24 protein-coding genes are annotated in these 20,353 nt (G+C 71.2%); 11 read left to right on the top strand and 13 right to left on the bottom strand.

Going from position 1 to position 20,353, the window contains the following annotated elements; genetic code table 11:
* Nucleotides 1-124: 124 nt before the first annotated feature.
* Nucleotides 125-475, bottom strand: coding sequence for a hypothetical protein (locus ACFVSL_RS14730; RefSeq protein ID WP_386941723.1), 351 nt, complete (start codon nt 473-475; stop codon nt 125-127).
* Nucleotides 476-577: 102 nt separating this feature from the next.
* Here ACFVSL_RS14730 and ACFVSL_RS14735 point away from each other — a divergent pair, with 102 nt between their 5' ends.
* The 8 genes from ACFVSL_RS14735 (at nt 578) to ACFVSL_RS14770 (ending at nt 4,825) form a co-directional block, all read left to right on the top strand.
* A complete protein-coding gene (locus ACFVSL_RS14735; protein ID WP_386941724.1) occupies nt 578-916 on the top strand; it encodes an ATP-dependent DNA ligase in 339 nt (112 codons plus the stop codon).
* A complete protein-coding gene (locus ACFVSL_RS14740) occupies nt 913-1,161 on the top strand; it encodes a hypothetical protein (protein WP_386941725.1) in 249 nt (82 codons plus the stop codon). The genes ACFVSL_RS14735 and ACFVSL_RS14740 overlap by 4 nt, the downstream gene beginning before the upstream one ends.
* A 39-nt stretch (nt 1,162-1,200) precedes the next feature.
* Nucleotides 1,201-1,521 (top strand): hypothetical protein, encoded by a 321-nt coding sequence (locus ACFVSL_RS14745; RefSeq protein ID WP_386941726.1) that lies wholly within the window; start codon nt 1,201-1,203, stop codon nt 1,519-1,521.
* A gap of 188 nt (nt 1,522-1,709) precedes the next feature.
* A complete protein-coding gene (locus ACFVSL_RS14750) occupies nt 1,710-2,051 on the top strand; it encodes an ATP-dependent DNA ligase (protein ID WP_386941727.1) in 342 nt (113 codons plus the stop codon).
* Between the two features lie 107 nt (nt 2,052-2,158).
* Nucleotides 2,159-2,902 carry an SRPBCC domain-containing protein gene (locus tag ACFVSL_RS14755; RefSeq protein WP_386941728.1) on the top strand — a complete coding sequence of 248 codons (744 nt, stop codon included), beginning with the start codon at nt 2,159-2,161 and terminating at the stop codon, nt 2,900-2,902.
* A gap of 167 nt (nt 2,903-3,069) precedes the next feature.
* Nucleotides 3,070-3,825, top strand: a complete 756-nt coding sequence (locus tag ACFVSL_RS14760) for a hypothetical protein (RefSeq protein WP_386941729.1) — start codon at nt 3,070-3,072, stop codon at nt 3,823-3,825.
* Entirely contained in the window at nt 3,822-4,253 is a 432-nt protein-coding gene (locus ACFVSL_RS14765; RefSeq protein WP_386941730.1) for a phage holin family protein, read from the top strand. The genes ACFVSL_RS14760 and ACFVSL_RS14765 overlap by 4 nt, the downstream gene beginning before the upstream one ends.
* Nucleotides 4,250-4,825: a DUF3618 domain-containing protein gene (locus ACFVSL_RS14770; protein ID WP_386941731.1), complete on the top strand. Its 576-nt coding sequence runs from the start codon at nt 4,250-4,252 to the stop codon at nt 4,823-4,825. Before ACFVSL_RS14765 ends, ACFVSL_RS14770 begins: the two co-directional genes overlap by 4 nt.
* A 110-nt stretch (nt 4,826-4,935) precedes the next feature.
* Here the strand turns inward: ACFVSL_RS14770 and ACFVSL_RS14775 are convergent, their stop codons facing one another.
* Genes ACFVSL_RS14775 through ACFVSL_RS14785 form a run of 3 tightly spaced genes read right to left on the bottom strand, consistent with a single transcriptional unit; the run spans nt 4,936 to nt 7,311 of the window.
* Nucleotides 4,936-5,694, bottom strand: coding sequence for a hypothetical protein (locus ACFVSL_RS14775; RefSeq protein ID WP_386941732.1), 759 nt, complete (start codon nt 5,692-5,694; stop codon nt 4,936-4,938).
* Complete coding sequence (locus ACFVSL_RS14780; RefSeq protein WP_386941733.1) at nt 5,691-6,902, bottom strand: globin domain-containing protein; 1,212 nt, start codon at nt 6,900-6,902, stop codon at nt 5,691-5,693. Before ACFVSL_RS14780 ends, ACFVSL_RS14775 begins: the two co-directional genes overlap by 4 nt.
* Before the next feature lie 4 nt (nt 6,903-6,906).
* Complete coding sequence (locus ACFVSL_RS14785; protein WP_376945014.1) at nt 6,907-7,311, bottom strand: group 1 truncated hemoglobin; 405 nt, start codon at nt 7,309-7,311, stop codon at nt 6,907-6,909.
* A gap of 204 nt (nt 7,312-7,515) precedes the next feature.
* On the opposite strand from ACFVSL_RS14785, the gene ACFVSL_RS14790 reads away from it, so the two are divergent.
* Nucleotides 7,516-7,707, top strand: a complete 192-nt coding sequence (locus ACFVSL_RS14790; RefSeq protein WP_386941734.1) for a hypothetical protein — start codon at nt 7,516-7,518, stop codon at nt 7,705-7,707.
* A gap of 24 nt (nt 7,708-7,731) precedes the next feature.
* Here the strand turns inward: ACFVSL_RS14790 and ACFVSL_RS14795 are convergent, their stop codons facing one another.
* Both ACFVSL_RS14795 and ACFVSL_RS14800 read right to left on the bottom strand, forming a co-directional pair.
* The gene (locus ACFVSL_RS14795; protein WP_386941735.1) at nt 7,732-8,295 is read right to left on the bottom strand and encodes a dihydrofolate reductase family protein; all 564 of its coding nucleotides are present in this window, start codon (nt 8,293-8,295) and stop codon (nt 7,732-7,734) included.
* Nucleotides 8,296-8,395: 100 nt separating this feature from the next.
* On the bottom strand, nt 8,396-9,166 hold the full coding sequence (locus ACFVSL_RS14800) for a hypothetical protein (RefSeq protein ID WP_386941736.1): 771 nt from the start codon (nt 9,164-9,166) through the stop codon (nt 8,396-8,398).
* Between the two features lie 111 nt (nt 9,167-9,277).
* Here ACFVSL_RS14800 and ACFVSL_RS14805 point away from each other — a divergent pair, with 111 nt between their 5' ends.
* Nucleotides 9,278-11,143, top strand: a complete 1,866-nt coding sequence (locus ACFVSL_RS14805; RefSeq protein ID WP_386941737.1) for a bifunctional 3'-5' exonuclease/DNA polymerase — start codon at nt 9,278-9,280, stop codon at nt 11,141-11,143.
* Here the strand turns inward: ACFVSL_RS14805 and ACFVSL_RS14810 are convergent.
* Nucleotides 11,122-11,739, bottom strand: coding sequence for a PadR family transcriptional regulator (locus ACFVSL_RS14810; RefSeq protein WP_386941738.1), 618 nt, complete (start codon nt 11,737-11,739; stop codon nt 11,122-11,124). The two genes, ACFVSL_RS14805 and ACFVSL_RS14810, sit on opposite strands and share 22 nt — an antisense overlap.
* Before the next feature lie 206 nt (nt 11,740-11,945).
* Here ACFVSL_RS14810 and ACFVSL_RS14815 point away from each other — a divergent pair, with 206 nt between their 5' ends.
* Nucleotides 11,946-12,467 (top strand): DUF3145 domain-containing protein, encoded by a 522-nt coding sequence (locus ACFVSL_RS14815; protein WP_386941739.1) that lies wholly within the window; start codon nt 11,946-11,948, stop codon nt 12,465-12,467.
* Between the two features lie 141 nt (nt 12,468-12,608).
* On the opposite strand, the gene ACFVSL_RS14820 is transcribed toward ACFVSL_RS14815, so the two are convergent.
* The 6 genes from ACFVSL_RS14820 to aceE form a co-directional block, all read right to left on the bottom strand.
* The gene (locus tag ACFVSL_RS14820; protein WP_386941740.1) at nt 12,609-13,844 is read right to left on the bottom strand and encodes a beta-ketoacyl-[acyl-carrier-protein] synthase family protein; all 1,236 of its coding nucleotides are present in this window, start codon (nt 13,842-13,844) and stop codon (nt 12,609-12,611) included.
* An 81-nt stretch (nt 13,845-13,925) separates the two neighbouring features.
* The gene (locus ACFVSL_RS14825) at nt 13,926-14,174 is read right to left on the bottom strand and encodes an acyl carrier protein (RefSeq protein ID WP_026378239.1); all 249 of its coding nucleotides are present in this window, start codon (nt 14,172-14,174) and stop codon (nt 13,926-13,928) included.
* Nucleotides 14,175-14,240: 66 nt separating this feature from the next.
* Nucleotides 14,241-15,245 carry a beta-ketoacyl-ACP synthase III gene (locus tag ACFVSL_RS14830; RefSeq protein ID WP_386941741.1) on the bottom strand — a complete coding sequence of 335 codons (1,005 nt, stop codon included), beginning with the start codon at nt 15,243-15,245 and terminating at the stop codon, nt 14,241-14,243.
* Between the two features lie 25 nt (nt 15,246-15,270).
* Complete coding sequence (locus tag ACFVSL_RS14835; RefSeq protein WP_386941742.1) at nt 15,271-16,191, bottom strand: ACP S-malonyltransferase; 921 nt, start codon at nt 16,189-16,191, stop codon at nt 15,271-15,273.
* A gap of 126 nt (nt 16,192-16,317) precedes the next feature.
* Nucleotides 16,318-17,526 carry a PucR family transcriptional regulator gene (locus ACFVSL_RS14840; protein WP_386941743.1) on the bottom strand — a complete coding sequence of 403 codons (1,209 nt, stop codon included), beginning with the start codon at nt 17,524-17,526 and terminating at the stop codon, nt 16,318-16,320.
* A gap of 11 nt (nt 17,527-17,537) precedes the next feature.
* Complete coding sequence (gene aceE / locus ACFVSL_RS14845; RefSeq protein WP_386941744.1) at nt 17,538-20,264, bottom strand: pyruvate dehydrogenase (acetyl-transferring), homodimeric type; 2,727 nt, start codon at nt 20,262-20,264, stop codon at nt 17,538-17,540.
* Between the last annotated feature and the right edge of the window lie 89 nt (nt 20,265-20,353).

Consider the following 20,353-nt stretch of genomic DNA (forward strand, 5'->3'; position numbering starts at 1 on the left):
CCGTCATCGGCCCGGTGGCGCCGATCTCAGCGACCGCGGATGATCTCGGAATCCACCGATCGGTCGATGCGCCGGGGTCGCGGAAGCGGCGAACGAGGGACGGGTGGAGCGTGCCGCCGGGAGCTCACCTCCCGAACGGGCTCTCGAGGTCCTCGGGGTCGAGGCCGATGTCGAGCATCTCATCGGGCCATGCGACGGTGGACGGCTGGATCTCACGCGTGCGCCGTTCGAGGTCGTCGACGAGCTCAGGATCGGTGAACTCCTCGATGGAGTCGGCGATGGGAGTCGAATAGAGCTGGCTGGCCGGTCCGATCAGCATGTGCACGGAGATCACCGCGCCGCCTTCGCCGAGCACCGGGATGGTCACGATATCGGAGGTGTGCACGTCGGCGAGGGCGCGTGCGTAGCGGAGCACGGCCTTGCTCACGGCATCCGGGGTGATCAGATGCCCGTTCGCGTAGTGGAGTCGCCTCATGCCCCGAGTATGCGCGCATCGTCCCCCAGCGCAAGGGGGGTTGCGCGGCGGCGAAACGGTGTGAAACTGTGCCCGATCGCTACTCGTAGGAGGGAGTCTGCCATGGGCAAGTTCATGTACGAGGCGCTTCGCGTGGACTTCGAGGATCGCGTCCTCGCGCATCTGCAGTACGTCATCGGGGCGAAGCTGCGCCGGGGCGAGTCCTTCCACTTCTCCTGGCGCGACGATGCGTCGATCGGCGACGGCCGGACGACGATCTGGATCCATCCGTCGGCGACGATCGTGTACAAGTACTACGGCTCGAGGCCGCCGGCGATCAATCGCGCCTGGATCGAGGCGCTGAGCCAGGCAGCGAACTCCGCGTCGGGCCTGCACCTCGTTCCCGAACCCGACGAGCCGGCGAGGAGACCCGACGAGCAGGCGAGGAGCGGAGAGCTATGAAGCGGATCGACGTCTACTACGGCGGCCAGCACTACTCGATCTCGGGGCGCGACTACGAGGACGTCCAGCACGAAATCCTCGGCGCCGTGTCCGCTGGGCCGTCCTGGCTCCGGGTGAACATCGGGGAGGGGCGGAACGTGGCGGCCGATCTGCTCATCACGCCCGGGGTGCTCCTGTCGTTGGTGCCGATCGAAGACCCGGCCATCGACGACCCCGCCAATGGGGACCACACCATCGACGACTGACCTGTCCCGGGCCCGAACACCGGAGAGGATCTCGAGCACATGCAGCAGGTCCGCGTGCGATTCGAAGGACGGGAATACCTCCTCCCGCGCACCGACGACCCCGAGGTCGTCATGGCGAACATCACCGCGCTGGTGCGCGCCGGCGGCGGCTTCGTCGAGACGGTGCACACGGCCACGCGGAGGGTGAGCATCTTCGTCTCCCCGGGCATGACGCTCTCCGTCGAGGTGGTCGAGGTCGACGACGGGGACGGCGACGAAGACGAGGTGATCGGCGCCGCGGCGCTCGAGTCGTGGCTCGCGCGGCCGCAGACCGAGCAGGTCGACGACTTCGACGAGCTCGACGAGTTCGGCCTCGGGTGAGCGCGCCGGCCGTGCCGCTCTCACGCAGGGGCACCGGGCAGAACGTACCGAACGTCCCACGAATCCCCCGAACTGGGGGTGGAGCGAATAGCGTCGATACCGCAACATCTCCGTCGCGAAGTTCTCTCGGCATATCGGTTTCGGCCCCGGTGACCGATCCATGCAGAACTGCACGGAGGCGAACGGCAATGGGTACGTTCATCTACAATTCGACGCTCGAGATCGAGATCGAAGATCGAACACTCACGCATCTGCAGATCGTGATCATCGACAAGTTCCGGCGCGACGAGCGCTTCGCCGCGAGCTTCCGGCACGAGGGGCGCGCGATCACGATCTGGCTGACCTCTCGGTCGCCTCTCGAGTTCGTGTACGCCGGCAATCGCGTACCGTCGGTCAACCACGCCTGGCTCGAGGCGCTCTCCGACGTCGCCGGCATGTCCGGAGTCCTGCGCATCGTGAACGAGCCGCCCGAACACGCGCGGCCGGTGCCCGGCGTCCCGCGTCGCGAGCACGAGCCCGCGGTCTCCTGAAGCGAGCCGGCGCGCTGTCAACCCCGCGAAGACTCGCGCGCCGGTCGCGAGCTTCGGAGGGGATTCGCCGCGGTTCCGCGCGCGGACCGGCACCGGGAGGGGACGGGATGTCGCGCAACGTCCGGATCCTGCGATGCGAGCCGTCGGCGGTGTTCGAGGTGCTGTCTGACGGATGGCTCTACCCCGCGTGGGTCGTGGGCGCATCGCGCATGCGCGACGTCGATGCGGCGTGGCCCGCGGCGGGCAGTTGGCTCGCGCACTCCGTCGGCGTCTGGCCGGCGGTCATCGACGACGAGACGGTCGTCGTCGAATGGCGGCCGCCGCATCGCGTCGTGATGCGCGCGAAGGGCTGGCCGATCGGTGAGGCGCGGGTCACCATAGAGGTCCGCGAGCATCGCGAGGGATGCCTCGTCCGGATACAGGAGGAGGCGGTCGAAGGTCCGGGCTCGTGGGTGCCGCGTCTGCTCACCGACCCGCCATTGCACCTGCGCACCGCGAGACGCTGCATCGGCTCGCCTTTCTCGCCGAGGGGCGCCGGAAGAACGGCGAGTCGTGACGGCAGGTGGTCGGCCGTCGGGGTGGTCGCTGGCTACCGCCCGTCGCTCGGCGGAAGCAGCACCCACGTCTCGCCGCACCGCACGCAGACGGCCATCGATGGCGGCCGAGGAAGGTTCGCCTTCGCGGGCGACGCCCGCATGATCCGCACGCCCGGGGCCCTGCAATTCCGGCAGATCATCTTCGACACCTCCTCGCCGCGATGGTGGGATGCGGATCGACGCCGGCGGGGACGTCGCCGCGGCCGACGGTGCGCTCACGGTAACTGCGGGGCGGGGCATGGAGTAGGGGCTTGACACCGAGCCCCCCTCGACCGCTCGACGAGGTCGAGGCACGACGCCGGGCCCCGCGCTGCGGCTGCGCCCGCGCGGTTATACGCGCTGATCGCGCGGATGTGAAGTCCCTCCTCCAGAAAAGTTCTCCGACCTAACGTGACCGTGAAGCACGAAAGGAAGGCAGGCCCATGAGCAATCTGAATGCAACGGACGCCGAGGGCGGCTGGCCCGCCGACACCACCGGGGCGATGCGCTCGAGCGACGACCGCAACCGCGGCACGCAGTCGGCCGGCGCAGATGCGGGCGAGGCGGCGCACCACGTCGTGGACACCGCGAAGCAGGAGACGCGATCGGTCGCATCGGAGGTCGGACGGCAGGCGAAGAAGCTCGCCGGACAGGTCGGAGACGAGTTCCGCGGGCAGGCTGCGATGCAGCAGACGCGTGCGGCCGACGCCCTCCACGCCGCGGGCACGTCGTTCTCGAGAATGGCCGACGGATCCGATGACAGCGGCTACGCGCCCCAGATCGTGCGGGCCGCGGGCGAGCGGGTGGATGCCGTCGCCACCTGGCTCGGAACACGTGACCCTGCCGGCGTCGTCGATGAAGTGAAGCGCTTCGCGCGTCGTCGGCCCGGTGTCTTCATCGCCGTCGCCGTGGGCGCCGGTCTCGTGGTCGGACGTCTGGTTCGCGCACTCGCGTCGTCCTCGAACGACGAGCCGTCGGGCTCCACGGCCGGTGCTCTCGACCCCGGCTCCACGACGCGGTCCGGCGCCGCGACCGGCCTTCGACCGGGCGACTCGGTGCCGAGCGACCCCTTCGACGCGCCGAGCGTGCCTCCGCTGCGTGAGACCCCGGCGCGCGGTGCCACCACGGTCGGAGTCACAGGCACCGGCAGTGGGGGACCGGCCCCCGGCGTCGGAGGCGAAACAGGTGATCTGCCGTGAGCGATCCGAGATTCCCCGACCCGCGCACGCCCTCGGAGCGACAAGCTGAGGAGAGCACGATCGGACAACTCCTGTCCGAAGTCTCCCGCGACATCTCGACGCTCATGCGCCAAGAGGTCGAGCTGGCGAAGGCGGAGCTCAAGGAGTCCGCGGGGAGAGCAGGGAAGAGCGCCGGCATGTTCGGCGGCGCGGGTGTCGCCGGCGTCCTCGCCCTCACGTTCCTGTCGATCGCCGTGTGGTGGGGGCTCGGGTACGTGATGGGCAACGCCTGGTCCGCGGTGATCGTCGCGGCTGTCTGGGGAATCGTGGCACTCGTGCTCGCGCTCGTCGGGAAGCGCGAGATGGAGTCCATCACCGGCATGCCCGAGACCGTGGAGACGATCAAGGAGATTCCCGACGCACTGAAGCGAAATGAGGAGAACCGATGAGCAACCCCGACGTGATCCGCGAAGACATCGAACGTACGCGGACGGAACTCGGCCAGGACGTCGACGCCCTCGCCGACAAGGTGAACCCGAGCAAGGTCGCCGAGCGACAGGGACGGAAGGTGAAGCACGCGCTCACGAGGCTGAAGGATCGCGTGATGGGCGTGGCCTCAGATGCCGGCCACGACGCGCGGGACGCGATGTCGGATGCGGGCTCGGCCATTGCCGACGCGCCGCGCAAGGTCGCGGCGACCGCACAGGGCAACCCCATCGCCGTCGGCCTGATGGCGTTCGGTGCGGGCTTGCTCGCCGCCTCGCTCATTCCTGCATCGAAGGCGGAGGAACGAGTCGCCGAGAAGGCGAAGGAGGCAGCCGAGCCGCTCGTGGACGAGGTGACCGAGGCCGTCAAGGACTCGGCCGGCCATCTGAAGGAGCCGGCGCAGGATGCGGCGATCGCGGTCAAGGACCGTGCCGCCGAGGCGGTCGAGACCGTCAAGGAGGAAGGCGCCGACGCGCTCGACGGCGTGCGGACGCAGGAAGTCGCCGGTCAGCAGGACGCCACGGGCCGTTTCTGAACGCGTGCGCCGCGATGCGGGCCGGGCCGGTCGCGGTCTGGACCGCATCGCATGCCGGCGCCGGTGAACGCCCGTGCGGCCGACGCCTCCGCCGGCCGCACCGAGCGCGGTCAGGGCTTGATGTAGGTCTGTCGCTGGATCGCGGGCTCGGGCGGAACCGCGGGCAGCCAGTCGGGCTCGTCGTCGATGACGTCGTGGTCGTCGACGACCGCGGCCGGAGCCCCGCTGGCAGGCGCGCCGTCGGGATGCGGCAGCGTGCCGAGCCGATCGACCTGTTCGGCGAGCGCCTCGAGCACCGAGCGCAGTTGCACCTGCGCGACCTTCGCGTAGGTGCGCACGTACTCGATCTCGGGCATCGATCCGTGAGCTGCGGCATCGGGCGCGGTGGCACCGGCGACGGCGTGCGCCTCTTCGGCGCGCGCAGCGCGCTCCAGCACGTCGCGGTACTCCTCGCGCGCGGCGAGCACGAGGTCTCGCGCGTACTGCTCGGCGTCGGCGACCGCGCGGTCGGCGATCGTCTGCGCCTGAGAGAGCAGGTCGACGGCGCCGAGCGTGACCTCCTCGTCGTGCTTCGCCTCGGCGGTGGAGCTGAGTCGCGCGTTCTCGGCGCGCAGCGCGTCGATCTCGCGTCGATCGTGCTCCGCCGCGTCGCGCACGGTGTCGATCGCCTCGTTGAGCTCGGCGAGGAACTCGTCGATCTCGGAGCGGTCGTAGCCCGCCCCGATGTGGCGCACGGTGAATTTCGCCGGGTCGGTCTTGGGAAGCCGGGCGATGGCGTGGGCGAGGTCGACGACGGCCACCGGGTCGGGCGCGGGCGGCGGCGTCGAGAGGGCGTCGGGCTGCAGTTCGTTCTCAGGGTCGGGCGTCATCGTGCACTTCCCAATCGTTCGGCGGGCTGCGCTGACGGCTGCCCATCTCGGATGTCGCGACGGGGGCCGCTCGCACCGTCGTCCTCGAGCGTCGCGAACTGCTCGAATCGGAGATCACCGGCCTTCAGGCCGGCGCTGCGGAGTTGCGTGAGCGTGTGCCGCACCATGGCGGGGGAGCCGCAGACCATCGCCAGGGCGTCGGGACGAAGCCCCTCGGCCACCGCGACCTCGCCGACCAGCCCCGTGCGACCCGGGTAACTCGGGTCGTCGGAGACGACCGGCGTGTAGGTGAACCAGGGTCGGCCCGCGAGGCTCTGCAGCAGGCGGTGCTCGTACAGGTTCCACGGCACGCGTGCACCGTGGAAGAGGTGGACGCGGGGCGCCCGCCCGGTCTGCTGCCAGTCGAGGTCGATGCGCTCCAGGTGCGCGCGGAGCGGCGCGAACCCGGTTCCTCCGGCGACCATCAGCAGGTCGCGACCGTGCTCGTCGGAGGAGAGGGTGAGCTCGTTGCCGACGGGCGCCCCGAGGCGCAGCACGTCACCGGCCTTGAGCTTGCGCACGATCGCGCTCGACACCTGGCCGCCCGGCACGAGCTGCACGTGGAACTCGAGCGAGCCGTCGGGCCGGGGCGCGTTCGCGATGCTGAGATACCGCCACAGGCGAGGCGCGTAGCTCGTCTCGACCGCGACCGACTGCCCTGGCTCGAAGGTCAGCGCGGGCTCGGGGCGCACCTGCACGATCGCGAGCTCCATGCTCCGACGTTCGACGGCGGTGACCAGACCCTCCCAGAAGGCCGGGCTGTCGCTCTCCGACTCCTCGGCGGCCTGCACCATCGCGGTGGCGATGACCCCGTACGCCGCGGCCCAGTCGGCCGCGAGCTCGGTCGTCCACTGGTCACCCAGGAAGTGCTTCAACGTCGTGAGCAGCGAGAGGCCGACCGCGTCGTAGTGGCCCGCGACCACTTGGAAGCGCCGGTGATCGCGACCGAGCTGCTGGATGAACGCGGTGACCTCGTCGAGCTGGTCGACGTTCGACACGATGCGACCCAGCGCGCCGACGAGCCGGTCGCGCTGGGTCGCCATCGACACCGGGAACATCCCCCGCAGTTCGGGGTGGGTGTAGAAGAGGTGCGAGTAGAAGAACAGCGGGACCTCGTCGCCGAGCGACTCGGCGAGCGACCAGCTGTGCTTCAGCGCGGCGGTGTCCACCGCATCACTCCTGCGTCGAGGTGACCTCGACGATGTCGGGCTGCGTCGCCGCGACCGCGCTCACGGTGCGGTCGATGATCTCGGCCGGCACGCCCGCCTCGGTCAGCGCGGTCACGAGGTGACCCGCGACGGCCGCGAAGTCATCGGCGGAGATGCCCATGCCGGCGTGCGCCGTGCGCACGTCGCGACCCTCGTACACGACCGGCCCGCCCATCACGTGCGAGACGAGCGCGACCTGGTGCCGCTTGAGGCGGACCATCTCGATGCCGTCGAAGTAGCGCACGAGGTCGTCGTCGCCGAGCACCAGCTCGTAGAAGCGGTTGACGACCGCGGTGATCGCCGGGGCGCCGCCGACTGCGGCGTAGTCGCTCAGGGCTTCGGGCTCGGTCTGCAGGGTGGAGGAACTCATCGTCGGGTCCAATCGTCGTGCCGATAGGGGGCGCACCCTTCCTAGCAGACGAGGTCTCGCCGAGCCAAGACGAAGCCCCGGATCGGCGTCACGGAGCCCCGTCGCCGAGACGCCGGATCTCGCGACGCGATCGCCCTTTCCGTCGGCCTCGGCTCGGAGTAGGTTGCAGCTGACGGGCGGGCCATCGATTCGTGGAGGCGCGAGATGAACGAGAAGAGCTCCAACACCGGATGCTTCGCCGGCGGCGGCGCCATCTACGGCCTGGGCGTCATCGGCGCCTGGGTGTTCTTCTTCCAGCGAGCCGACGAGTTCTGGCTGTTCATCTGGGCGTTCTTCCAGGGCATCTTCTGGCCGGCCTTCATGGTCTACGAGCTCTTCACGCAGCTCGTCGAGTAGGGCGCGTCGATTGCGCGCTGCGCGTCACGCAGCTCCTCGCCCGGCGAGCCGGTAGCGCTCGTAGATCACCCGCGACGCGAACGTGCGCGTCTCGACGAGCTCGAGGTCGACCTGCACGGTCACGGGCGGCAGCAGCGGGGTGCCGCCGCCGACGATGACCGGGTTTCGGAAGATGCGGAACTCGTCGACGAGCCCGAGCTCGATGGCCTGGCCGGCGAGGCCCGCACCGCTGATCTCGACGTGCTTGTCGGTGGCCGCGAGCATCGCGCCCACCTCCTCGGCGAGCGACCCCTCGGCGAGCCGCGCGTTGCCCTCCACGCGGCCGAGGGTGCGGCTGAACACCACTTTCGGAAGCGCATTCCACGCTTCGGCGAATTCGGCACCGAGTTCATCGTCGCGCAGCGACGGATCGTTCTCCCACGGGAGCATCACCTCGTAGAGCCGCCTCCCGCACACCACGCCGCCGAGCGACCGGGTCTCCTCGAGGTGGAAGCGGAACTGCTCCTCGCTCGGCACCGACCAGTCGAAGACTCCGTCGCGGTCGGCGATGTAGCCGTCGACCGAGGCGCTCATCGAGTAGATCAGCATGGTGCCCCCTTCATCGGTGCGTGACTTCATGATGCCGCCGGTGCGGAATCGCCGCCATCGGGAAGGCGCCGCTCAAGGCAGTCGACTCCCGGCAGCCGGTTCACGATGACGCGGCGACCGGCGCGACTCCGGCGACCGCGAGCGCGTCGACGGCGGCATCGCCGCGAAGCCGGCGCATGATCGCGACGACCTCGTCGACGACCTCGACGGTCAGGGCGCGGCACACGATGCTCGTCGGGCTGATCGCCTCGAGACCGCCTGCGCGAATGCGGATCACGTCCCAACCCACCTCGTGCAGCGCCTCGTCCTTCTCGAGGTCGGACGCGGCCTTCAGGCCCGAATGCGCCCGCCGCGAGCGACCGGGGTCGTCGTACTCGACGGCGATGCGCAGCTGCGGCACGAGGATGTCGGGCCAGACCTCCTGGCGGCCGTAGAACGTCCGGGCGATGCGCACGGCGTTGACCCGATGGTGCAGGCGGATGCGTTCGCCGAGCAGGATGCGCAGTCGCTGCTCGGTCGCCGAGGTGCGAGTGCGCAGCCCGTGGTTCATGTACGCGAGCCCGGCCTCGCGGGCGGCGCTCGGCCCCGCGGCGTTGCGTCGGCACTTCGGGCAGCCGGGGCTCGTCAGCGCCTCGCGGACCGTCGCGGTGTAGCGGTCGTGCCCGCGCTCGCACCGCCAGTCGTACTCGGCGCCGATGCGGGTCTCGGCCGCGAGCCGTGCCCGTTGCGCGGGGGCGACCCTGCGGAGGAGCTCGCTGCGCGAACGCTGCGTCTCGTCGACGAGCATGCACAGCGGGCAGCCGCGCGAGATCGTCACGGTGCCGTCGCCCGACGGCGCCCCGTGCCCGCAGCGGAACCTCACCGCGACCATGCGCCGCCTCCTGTGCTCGTCATGCCGACGATCATCCCCGCCACCACCGACACCGGGGCGGGCGCGGCATCCGGATGCGACGCTGTCGGTGCCCGGCGCGAGAATGGTGGGATGCGGATCGCGATCGGAACGGCGCCGCGCGGCCGGGTCGCGCTCGTCGATCTCGGCGAACCCGCCCAGCCGCTCGCCGTGGTCGCGCCCGACGAGCTGCCCGCCACGGTCGCCGAGCTCGAGCGGCAGCGCCCCAGATGGGTGTGGAGCGACGTCCGCCGCTGGTATCCCGCCCTGCTCGCCGCAGGCGTGCGCGTCGAGCGCTGCCACGACCTCCTGCTCGGCGGGGCGATCGTGGAGGGCTCCGCCGACGTCCTCGCGGCGCGCGCGGCCGATGACGAGGTCCGCCCGCAGTGGCTCGCGGCGGCGCCCAACCTCGCCGGCGGCGAAGGGGTGACGGTCCCGGCCGCCGGTGCCGCCGCGGCCCCTCGCGGCACCGCGCTCTTCGAGATCGGCGAGTTCGACGAGTTCGGCGACGGGGGCGGTGCGCCGATCGTCGGCCCGGTCGCGGCCGACGACCGAGCGGTCGGGTCCACGGTCGGCGGAGCGTCCGCGGCGCCTGCGGGGCGCGAGGCATCCGATCCGCTCGCGGGCGACGTCCCGGTCGAGGCCGTCGTCGCCGAGTACCGGCGGCAGATGCGCCTCGTCGAGGCGAGCGCGCGACCGCGCGCGATGCAGCTCCTCCTCGCCGCCGAGTCGGCGGGTGCGCTCATCGGAGTCGAGTTGCAGGCGGCCGGCCTGCCGTGGAATCGTGCGGTGCACGAGGCCGTGCTCGAACGCGAGCTCGGAGCGAAGCCGAAGCCGGGGTGGAAGCCCGCCCGCATGGAGGCGCTGGCCCTCGAGGTGCGCGCCGCGCTGGAGCAGCCGACCGTCAACCTCGACTCGCAGGTCGAGTTGCTCCGCGCGCTGCGGCGCGCAGGCATCCAGGTCGCCTCCACCGCCAAGTGGGAGCTGCGCGAGCACGACCACCCGGCGATCGCGCCGTTGCTCGCCTACAAGCGCCTCTCTCGGCTGCTCAGCGCGAACGGGTGGTCATGGCTCGACGAGTGGATCGTCGACGGTCGCTTCCGCCCTGACTACGTACCGGGCGGCACGGCAACCGGCCGGTGGGCGACCTCGGGCGGCGGAGCGCTCCAGCTGCCGAAGAACGTGCGCGCCGCAGTGGTCGCCGACCCCGGGTGGAAGCTCGTCGTCGCCGACGCCGCCCAGCTCGAGCCGCGCGTGCTCGCCGGACTCGCCCGGGACGAGGCCCTCGCCGGCGCCGCGCGGGGCACCGACCTCTACCGGGGCATCGTCGACGCGGGGGTCGTCGAGACGCGCGACCAGGCGAAGGTCGCGATCCTCGGGGCCATGTACGGCGCGACGACCGGCGACAGCGGTCGGCTCGTGCCCCGGCTCGCGCGGGCCTATCCGCGTGCGATGGCCCTCGTCGACCGCGCCGCTGCGGTGGGGGAGCGCGGAGGCCGGGTCACCACGAACCTCGGCCGCTCCTCGCCCCTGCCTCCGGCTTCGTGGCGCGAGACGCAGGCGCGCGCGAGCGACCCCGAGGCGACCGCCGTCGACGAGCGGCGCGCGCGCTCGGTGGCGCGCGAATGGGGGCGCTTCACCCGCAACTTCGTCGTGCAGGGCAGCGCCGCCGAATGGGCGCTCTGCTGGATGGCGGCGCTCCGCACCCGGCTCAGCGCGCTTCCGCCGTCGAACACGCGGGCGCCCCGTTCGGGCACGGCCTTCGCGGAGGTCCCGCACCTCGTGTACTTCCTCCACGACGAGATCATCGTCCACACGCCGGCCGATCGCGCCGACGAGGTCGCCGCCGCGGTGGCCGAGTGCGCCGCGAGCTCGGGGCGGCTCCTCTTCGGCGACTTCCCGGTCGACTTCCCGCTCGAGCTCGCCGTGGTCGACAGCTACGCGATGGCCGAGGGCTGATCGTCGGCGTCCGTCGTGCGCGCGGCAGCTGACGGGCGGCGGCCGCGCCGGGGGCGCTCGGCGCTCGGCACGAGTTCGAGCGAGGGTCCGGATGCCACGGCCGAGGCCGCGCGCTCGAGCCAGTCGACGGCGGCGCGGGCCCGCGCGGCGTCGGCCGCCCGCGCGAGCGACGCGAGCGCGGGCTCGGCGCCTGACGCCGGGCCCGCATCGAGCTCGGCCGCGGCCAGCCGTTCGCGCCAGCGCTGCGCCTCGGCCTCGACGATCGACGACGCGTCGATGCCGGGCAGGGAGGCCGCGATGAGCACGCGGTCGACGGTCTCGTCCCAGGGGTCGGCGCCCGGGGCATCCTCGCCGCCCAGCCAGGCACCGGCGGCCGCACGGCCGACCGCGGTGAGCCGGTGCAGCGGCAGCCCGTCGTCGGTGGCGCCGGCCGACTCGATCAGCTTCGCCTTCGCGGCGCGCTCGAGCGTCGCGTAGCTCTGCCCGACGTTCACCTGGCGCCGGCCGCCGGTCCGCACGGCGAGCGCGCCGTGGAGCTGGAACCCGTAGCCGGGTCCGGGGATGAGCGACGCCAGCAGTGCCTCACGAACGGCCATCCGCGACTCCTTCGATGTCGGGCGAATACTTCACCGAGCATAGTGATCCCCGGTACCTGGCGCACCGCCGGGCCAGTCCTCTTGTGAACCGCCCTGATCCGGGGCATAATCGGCGATGCGGCACCTGCCGCGCACAATCGAAGATCCGGCCACCTGCCGTTCAGAGGTCGTAGGGGAAGACGCACCTCAGCAGAACGGAGAAGGAGATGGCAGAGACGGTCGCGCGGGCCACACGCTCCGCGCGGGGTGTGCTGTTCGTGCATTCCTCGCTGCGGGCGCTCTGCCCGCACGTCGAGTGGGCGGCGGGCCGTGCCCTCGGCGTACCCGTGAACTTCGAATGGCAGGAGCAGCCCGTGCTCCGCGGCGCCATGCGCGCCGAGTTCTACTGGGAGGGCGAGCCCGGCACGGGCGCCAAGATCGCCTCGGCGCTGCGCGGCTGGGAGCAGCTGCGCTTCGAGGTGAGCGAAGACCCCACGCCCGGCAACGACGGTGCGCGATGGATGCACACGCCCGACCTCGGCGTCTACTTCGCGCAGACCGACGCCGCGGGCAACACCGTCATCCCCGAGGACCGCATCCGCTACGCCCTCGAGGTCGGCGGGCTCGACGCCCTCGAAGTGCACCGAGAGCTGCGGCTCGCCCTCGGGCAGGCGTGGGACGACGAGCTCGAGCCGTTCCGCCACGCGAGCGACTTCGCTCCCGTCGTCTGGCTGCACCAGGTGGGGTGACCTCGACCACGGGCCCGCTGCGGCGCGACGCGGAGGTCGGACGGACGAGTCCCCGGCAGACGTACGAGTGAAGCAGCAGGTCCGGCGACGACGAAGGTCCCGGTGCGATTCGCACCGGGACCTTCGTCATGCGGGAGGGCGTCAGACCGAACGGAACCCGACGACCGCGTTGTGCCCGCCGAAACCGAACGAGTTCGAGATCGCGACGAGCTCGCCGTCGGCGAGCGTGCGCGGCTCGCGCACCACGTCGAGCGGGATCTCGGGGTCGAGCTCGGCCACGTTGATCGTCGGGGGAGCGGTGCGCTCGTGGAGCGCGAGCACCGTGAACATCGCCTCGATGGCGCCGGCACCGCCGAGCAGGTGCCCGGTCGAGGCCTTCGTCGCACTGATCGCGATGTTGTCGAGGTGGTCGCCGAAGACCTCGCGGAGCGCGGTGTACTCGGCGATGTCGCCGACGGGCGTGCTCGTCGCGTGCACGTTCACGTGCGCGACGTCGCCCGGCTCGAGACCGGCCGCCTCGAGCGTCGCGCGCATCGCCCGCGAGGCTCCGAGACCCGAGGGGTCGGGCGCGGTGATGTGGTACGCGTCGCTCGTGACCGAGCCACCGAGCAGCTCGGCGTAGATGCGCGCGCCGCGGGCCTTCGCGTGCTCCTCGGTCTCGACGACGAGCGCGGCGGCGCCCTCGCCCATCACGAAGCCGTCGCGGTTCACGTCGTACGGCCGCGAGGCGGTCGCGGGGTCGTCGTTGCGCTTCGAGAGCGCCTGCATCGACGCGAACGAGGCGATGGTGATCGGGTGGATCGCCGCCTCGGAGCCACCGGCGATCACCACGTCGGCCTCGCCGGCCTGCAGCTGGTTGTAGGCGTTGACGAGCGACTCGGTGCTCGAGGCGCACGCCGACACGACGGTGCGGATGCCGGCGCGGGCGTGCAGGTCCATGCCGACCGCCGCGCCCGGGCCGTTCGGCATGAGCATCGGCACGGTCATGGGCAGCACGCGACGGGGGCCGCGCTCGCGCAGGGTGTCCCAGGCGTCGAGCAGGGTCCAGACGCCGCCGATGCCGGTCGCCCAGTCGACGGCGAGCCGTTCGGGCTCGACCTCGGGGGCGCCCGCGTCGGCCCAGGCCTCGCGGCCGGCGATGAGGGCGAACTGGCTCGAGGGGTCGAGACGCTTCATCTCGTGGCGCTCGAGCACCTCGGAGGCGGCGACCTTGGCGGTCGCGGCGAAGGTCACGGGCAGTTCGAGCTCGGCGACCCAGTCGTGCTCGAGGGCACGGGCGCCGGATTCGCCGGCGAGCAGCGCGTTCCAGCTGTCACGAGCGGTGCCGCCGATGGGCGAGGTCGCACCGATACCCGTGATGACGATCTTCTTGGTCATGACGAAAACACTCCGGGGAGGAAGACGAAGGAAAACGGATCGAGCGGGCCGGGCGATGCCGCGGCCCGCTCGTCGCAGCGACTAGGCCTGGGCCTTGACGATGAAGCTCACGGCGTCGCCGACGGTCTTGAGGTTCTTGACCTCTTCGTCGGGGATCTTCACGTCGAACTTCTCTTCGGCGTTGACGACGATGGTCATCATCGAGATCGAGTCGATGTCGAGGTCGTCGGTGAACGACTTGTCCAGCTCAACCGTGTCGGTCGCGATGCCGGTCTCGTCGTTGATGAGCTCGGCCAGGCCGGCAAGCACTTCTTCGGTGGACAATGCCATGGTTCTTCTCCTTGAGGGGTGTCTCGTTTGACCGAGAGACAGTCTAGATGGACAGGGGTCGGCGGTTCAGGGAAGAACCACCACTTGGGCGCCGAACACGAGGCCGGCGCCGAAGCCGATCTGGAGGGCGAGGCCCCCCGAGAGTTCAGGGTGCTCTTCGAGCAGACGGTGCGTCGCGAGCGGGATGGACGCGGCCGAGGTGTTGCCCGTGGTCGCGATGTCGCGGGCGATGACGACGGACTCGGGCAGCTTCAGCTGCTTCGCGAACTCGTCGATGATGCGCATGTTCGCCTGGTGGGGGATGAAGGCGGCGAGGTCCGCGCTCGTGACGCCCGCGGCATCCAGCGCCTGCTTCGCGACCTTCGCCATGTCCCAGACGGCCCAGCGGAAGACCGTCTGGCCCTCCTGGCGCAGCGTCGGCCACTCGGCGGTGCCGTCGCGGAACTCGACGAGCGTGCCGTTCATGCCGACCGCGCCCGCCTTCGAGCCGTCGGAGCCCCACACCGTGCGTGCGATCCCGGGCGTGTCGCTCGGGCCGATGACCGCGGCGCCCGCGCCGTCGCCGAGCAGGAACGAGATGCTCCGGTCGGTCGGGTCGACGACGTCGGAGAGCTTCTCGGCGCCGATGACGAGCGCGTAGTGCGCTCCGCCCGTGCGGATGAGGGCGTCGGCCTGCGCGACCGCGTAGGCGTAGCCCGCGCACGCGGCGTTGCTGTCGTAGGCCGCGGCGGGGTTCGCGCCCACCCGGTCGGCGACGACGGCGGCCATCGACGGGGTCTGCTGCACGTTCGAGATCGTCGCGACGATCACGAGGTCGATGAGCTCGGGTGCGACGCCCGAGCGCTCGATCGCCTCCTTCGCCGCGTCGGTCGCGAGGTCGAGCGCCGACACCTCGGCGCCGGCGCGGGTGCGGGTGATGATGCCCGTCCGCTGCTGGATCCACTCGTCGGAGGAGTTGATCGGGCCGATCAGGTCGTCGTTCGGCACCGCGTGCTCGCCGCGGGCGGCGCCCAGGGCGTAGATGCGGGTGTACGCGGGTCCGTGCGACTGCTGGAGCGTAGGTCTCGTCATGCTCGGCTTTCTCGTGATGCGGGGGTCAGGCGGCCTGGTCGATGAGGTCGATCGCGGCGGCGAGGTCGTCGGGCGTCTTCACGGCGACGGTCGGCACGCCCTTGAGGGCGCGCTTCGCGAGCCCGACGAGCGCGCCGGCGGGCGCGAGCTCGATGATGCCGGTCACGCCGGCCTCGCCGAAGGACTCCATGCAGCGGTCCCAGCGGACCGGCGAGGAGACCTGGCCGACGAGCAGCTCGAGGAAGGTCGCGCCGGATGCCACGCTGCCGCCGTCGCGGTTCGTCCACAGCGGGAGGGCGGGGTCGGCCGGAGCGAGCGTCGCGGCGACCTGCGCGAGACGCTCGACCGCGGGCTGCATGTACCGGGTGTGGAAGGCGCCGGCGACCTGCAGCGGGATGACGCGCGCACCGGCCGGCGGCTCGGCCTTCAGCTGCTCGAGCGCGTCGAGCGCGCCGGCGACGACGATCTGCCCGCCGCCGTTGAAGTTCGCGGGCTCGAGCCCGAGCTCGGCGAGGCGCGCGAGGAGCTCGGCCTCGTCGGCCCCGATGACGGCGCTCATGCCGGTCGCGACCTGCGCCGCGGCATCCGCCATGGCGCGACCGCGCTCGGCGACGAAGCCGATCGCGTCGGTGTCGCTGAGGACGCCCGCGCCGGCGGCAGCGGTGATCTCGCCGACCGAGTGGCCTGCGATGCCGCCGATGCGCGCTGCCCGGCCGTCGGCGAGGAGCCCGCCGAGCGTGAGCAGGCCCGCCGCGACGATCAGGGGCTGCGCGACCGCGGTGTCGCGGATCGTGTCGGCGTCGCTGACGGTGCCGTGCGCGGCCAGGTCGAGGCCCGCGGCGGCGGAGAAGGCGTCGAGGCGCTCGGCATAGCCGGGCACGTCGAGCCAGGGGGCGAGGAATCCGGGGGTCTGAGAGCCCTGTCCAGGGCAGACGACGACGATCACCACCCCAGTCTGCCAATCAGCGGGCCGCATGTGGTGTGCACACGCTACAAGCTCTTCGCGAAACCCTTGTGTCGACGACACAGCGGCGGCGACGCCAACGTCTCGTGCGACGCGCACGGTGCGCGATCAGGGACGGCGCGGCGTGCTGTGCTCGTGATCGCTCATCGAACCGATGATGAGCGCCGACTGCAGGATGAGCGCCTCCCGGGCCCCCGTCGCGTCCCACCCGATGACGTCGGAGACGCGCTTCAGGCGGTACCGCACCGTGTTCGGGTGCACGAAGAGCTCGCGTGCGGTCGCCTCGAGCGAGCGGCCGTTGTCGAGGTAGCTCCACAGCGTCGTGAGCAGTTCGGTCGAGTGCGCCCGCAGCGGGCGGTAGATGCGGTGCACGAGCGTCGCACGGGCGAGCGGGTCGCCCGCGAGCGCTCGCTCGGGCAGCAGGTCGTCGGCGTGCACCGGTCGGGGCGCATGGCGCCACGAGCGCGCCACGGCGAAGCCCGCGAGGGCCGCCTTCGCGCTCTTCGACGCGTCGACGAGGTTCGGCACCGCGTGTCCGAGCACGAGGTGCCCGGGGCCGAAGTGCGGTTCGAGCTGCGCGGCGATCTCCATGAAGGTCAGCGCCGGCGCGGTGCCGATCGACTCCTCCGCCTCGCGGGCGAGCGGGTCGGCGCGGCCGATGACGAGCACGAGCCGGTTGCCCTGCACGCCGATGAGTACATCGGCGTGCATGTGCCGGGCCGCGCGTCGCACGTGGTCGACGTCGAGCTGCTTCGGCGCCGTGCCGACGAGCACTGCGACCTCGCCGTGCCCGTGCCAGCCGAGCGCGGCGATGCGGCTGGGCAGCTCGTCGTCGGCCTCACCCGAGAGGATCGAGTCGACGACGAGCGCCTCGAGACGGGCGTCCCAGAGGCCGCGCGCCTCGGCGGCGCGCGCGTAGACGTCGGCCGCGGCGAAGGCGATCTCGCGCGAGTAGAGCAGGATCGCCTCGCGGAGCGGCTCGCCGCCGTCCTTCACGCGGTCCTCGACGACCTCGACCGTCACCCTGATGAGCTGCAGCGTCTGCTGCAGGCTCACCGATCGCAGCAGCTCACGCGGAGCCGCGCCGAACACGTCGGCGGCGATCCAGGGCGTCGATCGAGGGTCGTCGAACCACGCGATGAACGAGGAGATGCCGGCCTGGGCGACGAGGCCGACGGCGGAGCGGCGGCTCGGGGGCATGTCGCCGTACCACGGCAGGGTGTCCTCGAGTCGCTTGAGCGTCGCGGTCGCGAGCTCGCCCGCGATGGTCCGCAACCACGCGAGCGTCTCCGCCTTCGTCTTCGGCTTCGTCGCCACCTCGTCGCCCGCTAGCTCTCGCCGCCGGCCGATCCGGTCGTGCCGGCGTTCACGTCGTGCAGGCGGTACTTCTCGATCGCCTGCGCGGGCAGTGCGCGGTCGACCTCGCCGCGCTCGGCGAGGAGCTCGAGCGTGCGCACGACCACCGACGGGCCGTCGATCTTGAAGTAGCGGCGCGCGGCCGGACGCGTGTCGGAGAACCCGAAGTCGTCGGCACCGAGCGTCGCGTACTGGCCGGGCACGTAGGCGCGGATCTGGTCGGGCACCGCGTGCATGTAGTCGGACACGCCGACGAACGGGCCGCGGGCCCCCGCGAGCTTCTGCGTCAGGTACGAGACGCGACGCTCGGCGTCGGGGTTGAGGAAGTTGTGCTCGTCGGAGGCGAGGCCGTCGCGGCGCAGCTCGGACCAGCTCGTGACCGACCAGACGTCGGCCGACACGCCCCAGTCCTCCGCGAGGAGCTGCTGCGCCTCGAGAATCCACGGCACGGCGACGCCGGAGGCGAGGAGCTGGGCCTTCGGGCCGGCGACCGTCGACTCCGAGAGACGGTGGATGCCGCGGAGCAGGCCCTCGACGTCGACGCCCTCGGGCTCGGCGGGCTGCACGATCGGCTCGTTGTACACCGTGAGGTAGTACATGACGTTCGGATCGGCGTGGTTGCCGCCGTACATGCGCTCGAGGCCGGCGCGCATGATGTGCCCGATCTCGTAGCCGTAGGCGGGGTCGTACGACACGACCGCGGGGTTCGTCGAGGCGAGCAGCGGCGAGTGGCCGTCGGCGTGCTGGAGGCCCTCGCCCGTGAGGGTGGTGCGCCCGGCGGTCGCGCCGATGATGAAGCCGCGCGCCATCTGGTCGCCGGCCGCCCACATCGCGTCGCCCGTGCGCTGGAACCCGAACATCGAGTAGAAGACGTACACCGGGATGAGCGGCTCGCCCTGCGTGGCGTACGAGGTGCCGATGTTCGTGAACGCGGCGAACGCGCCGGCCTCGTTGATGCCGACGTGGACGATCTGCCCCTGCGGGCTCTCCTTGTAGGCGAGGAGCAGCTCGCGGTCGACGGAGGTGTAGTGCTGGCCGTTCGGGTTGTAGATCTTCGCGGTCGGGAAGAACGCGTCGATGCCGAAGGTGCGCGCCTCGTCGGGGATGATCGGCACGATGCGGTGGCCGAAGTCCTTCGAGCGGATCAGGTCCTTCAGGAGTCGCACGAAGGCCATCGTCGTGGCGATCTCCTGCGTGCCCGAGCCCTTCTTCGCGATCGCGTAGGTCGAGTCGTCGGGCAGGTTGAGCGCGACGTGCTTCGAGCGACGCTCGGGCACGTAGCCGCCGAGCTCGCGACGGCGCTCCTGCAGGTACTGGATCGCCTCGTCGTCCTGGCCGGGGTGGTAGTACGGCGGCAGGTAGGGGTTCTCCTCGAGCTGCGCGTCGGAGATCGGGATGCGCATCTCGTCGCGGAAGGTCTTGAGGTTGTCGAGGGTCATCTTCTTCATCTGGTGCGTCGCGTTGCGCCCCTCGAAGGACTTGCCGAGGCCGTACCCCTTGATGGTCTTCGCGAGGATGACCGTGGGCTGGCCCTTGTGCTCGGTGGCCGCCTTGAACGCCGCGTAGATCTTGCGGTAGTCGTGGCCGCCGCGCTTGAGGCCCCAGACCTCGTCGTCGCTGAGGTGCGAGACGAGCTCGAGCGCGCGCGGGTCGCGGCCGAAGAAGTTCTCGCGCACGTAGGCGCCCGACTCGGTCTTGTAGGTCTGGTAGTCGCCGTCGGGGGTGACGTTCATCAGGTTGCGCAGCGCGCCGTCGTGGTCGCGTGCGAGCAGGTCGTCCCACTCGCGGCCCCAGACGACCTTGATGACGTTCCAGCCGGCGCCGCGGAAGAAGCTCTCGAGCTCCTGGATGATCTTGCCGTTGCCGCGCACCGGGCCGTCGAGGCGCTGGAGGTTGCAGTTGATCACGAAGTTGAGGTTGTCGAGGCCCTCGTTCGCGGCGACCTGGAGCTGGCCGCGGCTCTCGACCTCGTCCATCTCGCCGTCGCCGAGGAACGCCCAGACCTGCTGGTCGGAGGCGTCCTTGATGCCGCGGTTGGTGAGGTACTTGTTGAGCTGCGCCTGGTAGATCGCGTTGATCGGGCCGAGGCCCATCGACACGGTCGGGAACTGCCAGAACTCGGGCATGAGGCGCGGGTGCGGGTAGCTCGAGAGGCCGTGCGGGGCACGCGAGCGCTCCTGCCGGAAGCCGTCGAGGTCGTCGTTGCTGAGACGCCCCTCGAGGAAGGCGCGGGCGTACATGCCGGGGGAGGCGTGGCCCTGGAAGAAGATCTGGTCGCCGCCGCCGGGGTGGTCCTGGCCGCGGAAGAAGTGGTTGAGTCCGACCTCGTAGAGCGAGGCGGCGCCCGCGTAGGTGGAGATGTGGCCGCCGACGGCGATGCCGGGGCGCTGCGCCCGGTGCACGAGGATGGCGGCGTTCCAGCGGAGCCAGGCGCGGTAGCGGCGCTCGATGTCTTCGTCGCCGGGGAACTCGGGCTCGTTCTCGGGGGCGATGGTGTTCAGGTAGTCGGTCGTCGGCACCATCGGCACGCCGAGGTGGAGCTCCTTCGAACGCTTGAGCAGGCTGAGCATGATCTCACGCCCGCGCTGGTGGCCCTTCTCGGCGACGAGGGCGTCAAGGGATTCGGCCCACTCGCTCGTCTCCTCGGGATCGGCGTCCATCGCCTCGACGGAGTAGGGGTCCTGGTCGTTGACAGTCACACTCGACCTTTCTCTACGGCAGATCATGCCGCGCGCGAGGTGCTGCGCGCACGACGAACGGCCGGGTTTCGACCGATCACACTTGGCCA

Source organism: Agromyces sp. NPDC058064, assembly GCF_042885275.1.
Lineage (GTDB): Bacteria > Actinomycetota > Actinomycetes > Actinomycetales > Microbacteriaceae > Agromyces.

Coding starts and splice junctions, on each gene's coding strand:
- ACFVSL_RS14740 (WP_386941725.1), top strand. CDS start 913: ATGAAGCGGATCGACGTCTACTACGGCGGCCAGCACTACTCGATCTCG.
- ACFVSL_RS14755 (WP_386941728.1), top strand. CDS start 2,159: ATGTCGCGCAACGTCCGGATCCTGCGATGCGAGCCGTCGGCGGTGTTC.
- ACFVSL_RS14820 (WP_386941740.1), bottom strand. CDS start 13,844: ATGACCAAGAAGATCGTCATCACGGGTATCGGTGCGACCTCGCCCATC.
- ACFVSL_RS14745 (WP_386941726.1), top strand. CDS start 1,201: ATGCAGCAGGTCCGCGTGCGATTCGAAGGACGGGAATACCTCCTCCCG.
- ACFVSL_RS14760 (WP_386941729.1), top strand. CDS start 3,070: ATGAGCAATCTGAATGCAACGGACGCCGAGGGCGGCTGGCCCGCCGAC.
- ACFVSL_RS14795 (WP_386941735.1), bottom strand. CDS start 8,295: ATGCTGATCTACTCGATGAGCGCCTCGGTCGACGGCTACATCGCCGAC.
- ACFVSL_RS14730 (WP_386941723.1), bottom strand. CDS start 475: ATGAGGCGACTCCACTACGCGAACGGGCATCTGATCACCCCGGATGCC.
- ACFVSL_RS14825 (WP_026378239.1), bottom strand. CDS start 14,174: ATGGCATTGTCCACCGAAGAAGTGCTTGCCGGCCTGGCCGAGCTCATC.
- ACFVSL_RS14750 (WP_386941727.1), top strand. CDS start 1,710: ATGGGTACGTTCATCTACAATTCGACGCTCGAGATCGAGATCGAAGAT.
- ACFVSL_RS14830 (WP_386941741.1), bottom strand. CDS start 15,245: ATGACGAGACCTACGCTCCAGCAGTCGCACGGACCCGCGTACACCCGC.
- ACFVSL_RS14815 (WP_386941739.1), top strand. CDS start 11,946: ATGGCAGAGACGGTCGCGCGGGCCACACGCTCCGCGCGGGGTGTGCTG.
- ACFVSL_RS14770 (WP_386941731.1), top strand. CDS start 4,250: ATGAGCAACCCCGACGTGATCCGCGAAGACATCGAACGTACGCGGACG.
- ACFVSL_RS14785 (WP_376945014.1), bottom strand. CDS start 7,311: ATGAGTTCCTCCACCCTGCAGACCGAGCCCGAAGCCCTGAGCGACTAC.
- ACFVSL_RS14805 (WP_386941737.1), top strand. CDS start 9,278: ATGCGGATCGCGATCGGAACGGCGCCGCGCGGCCGGGTCGCGCTCGTC.
- ACFVSL_RS14790 (WP_386941734.1), top strand. CDS start 7,516: ATGAACGAGAAGAGCTCCAACACCGGATGCTTCGCCGGCGGCGGCGCC.
- ACFVSL_RS14735 (WP_386941724.1), top strand. CDS start 578: ATGGGCAAGTTCATGTACGAGGCGCTTCGCGTGGACTTCGAGGATCGC.
- ACFVSL_RS14810 (WP_386941738.1), bottom strand. CDS start 11,739: ATGGCCGTTCGTGAGGCACTGCTGGCGTCGCTCATCCCCGGACCCGGC.
- ACFVSL_RS14775 (WP_386941732.1), bottom strand. CDS start 5,694: ATGACGCCCGACCCTGAGAACGAACTGCAGCCCGACGCCCTCTCGACG.
- ACFVSL_RS14800 (WP_386941736.1), bottom strand. CDS start 9,166: ATGGTCGCGGTGAGGTTCCGCTGCGGGCACGGGGCGCCGTCGGGCGAC.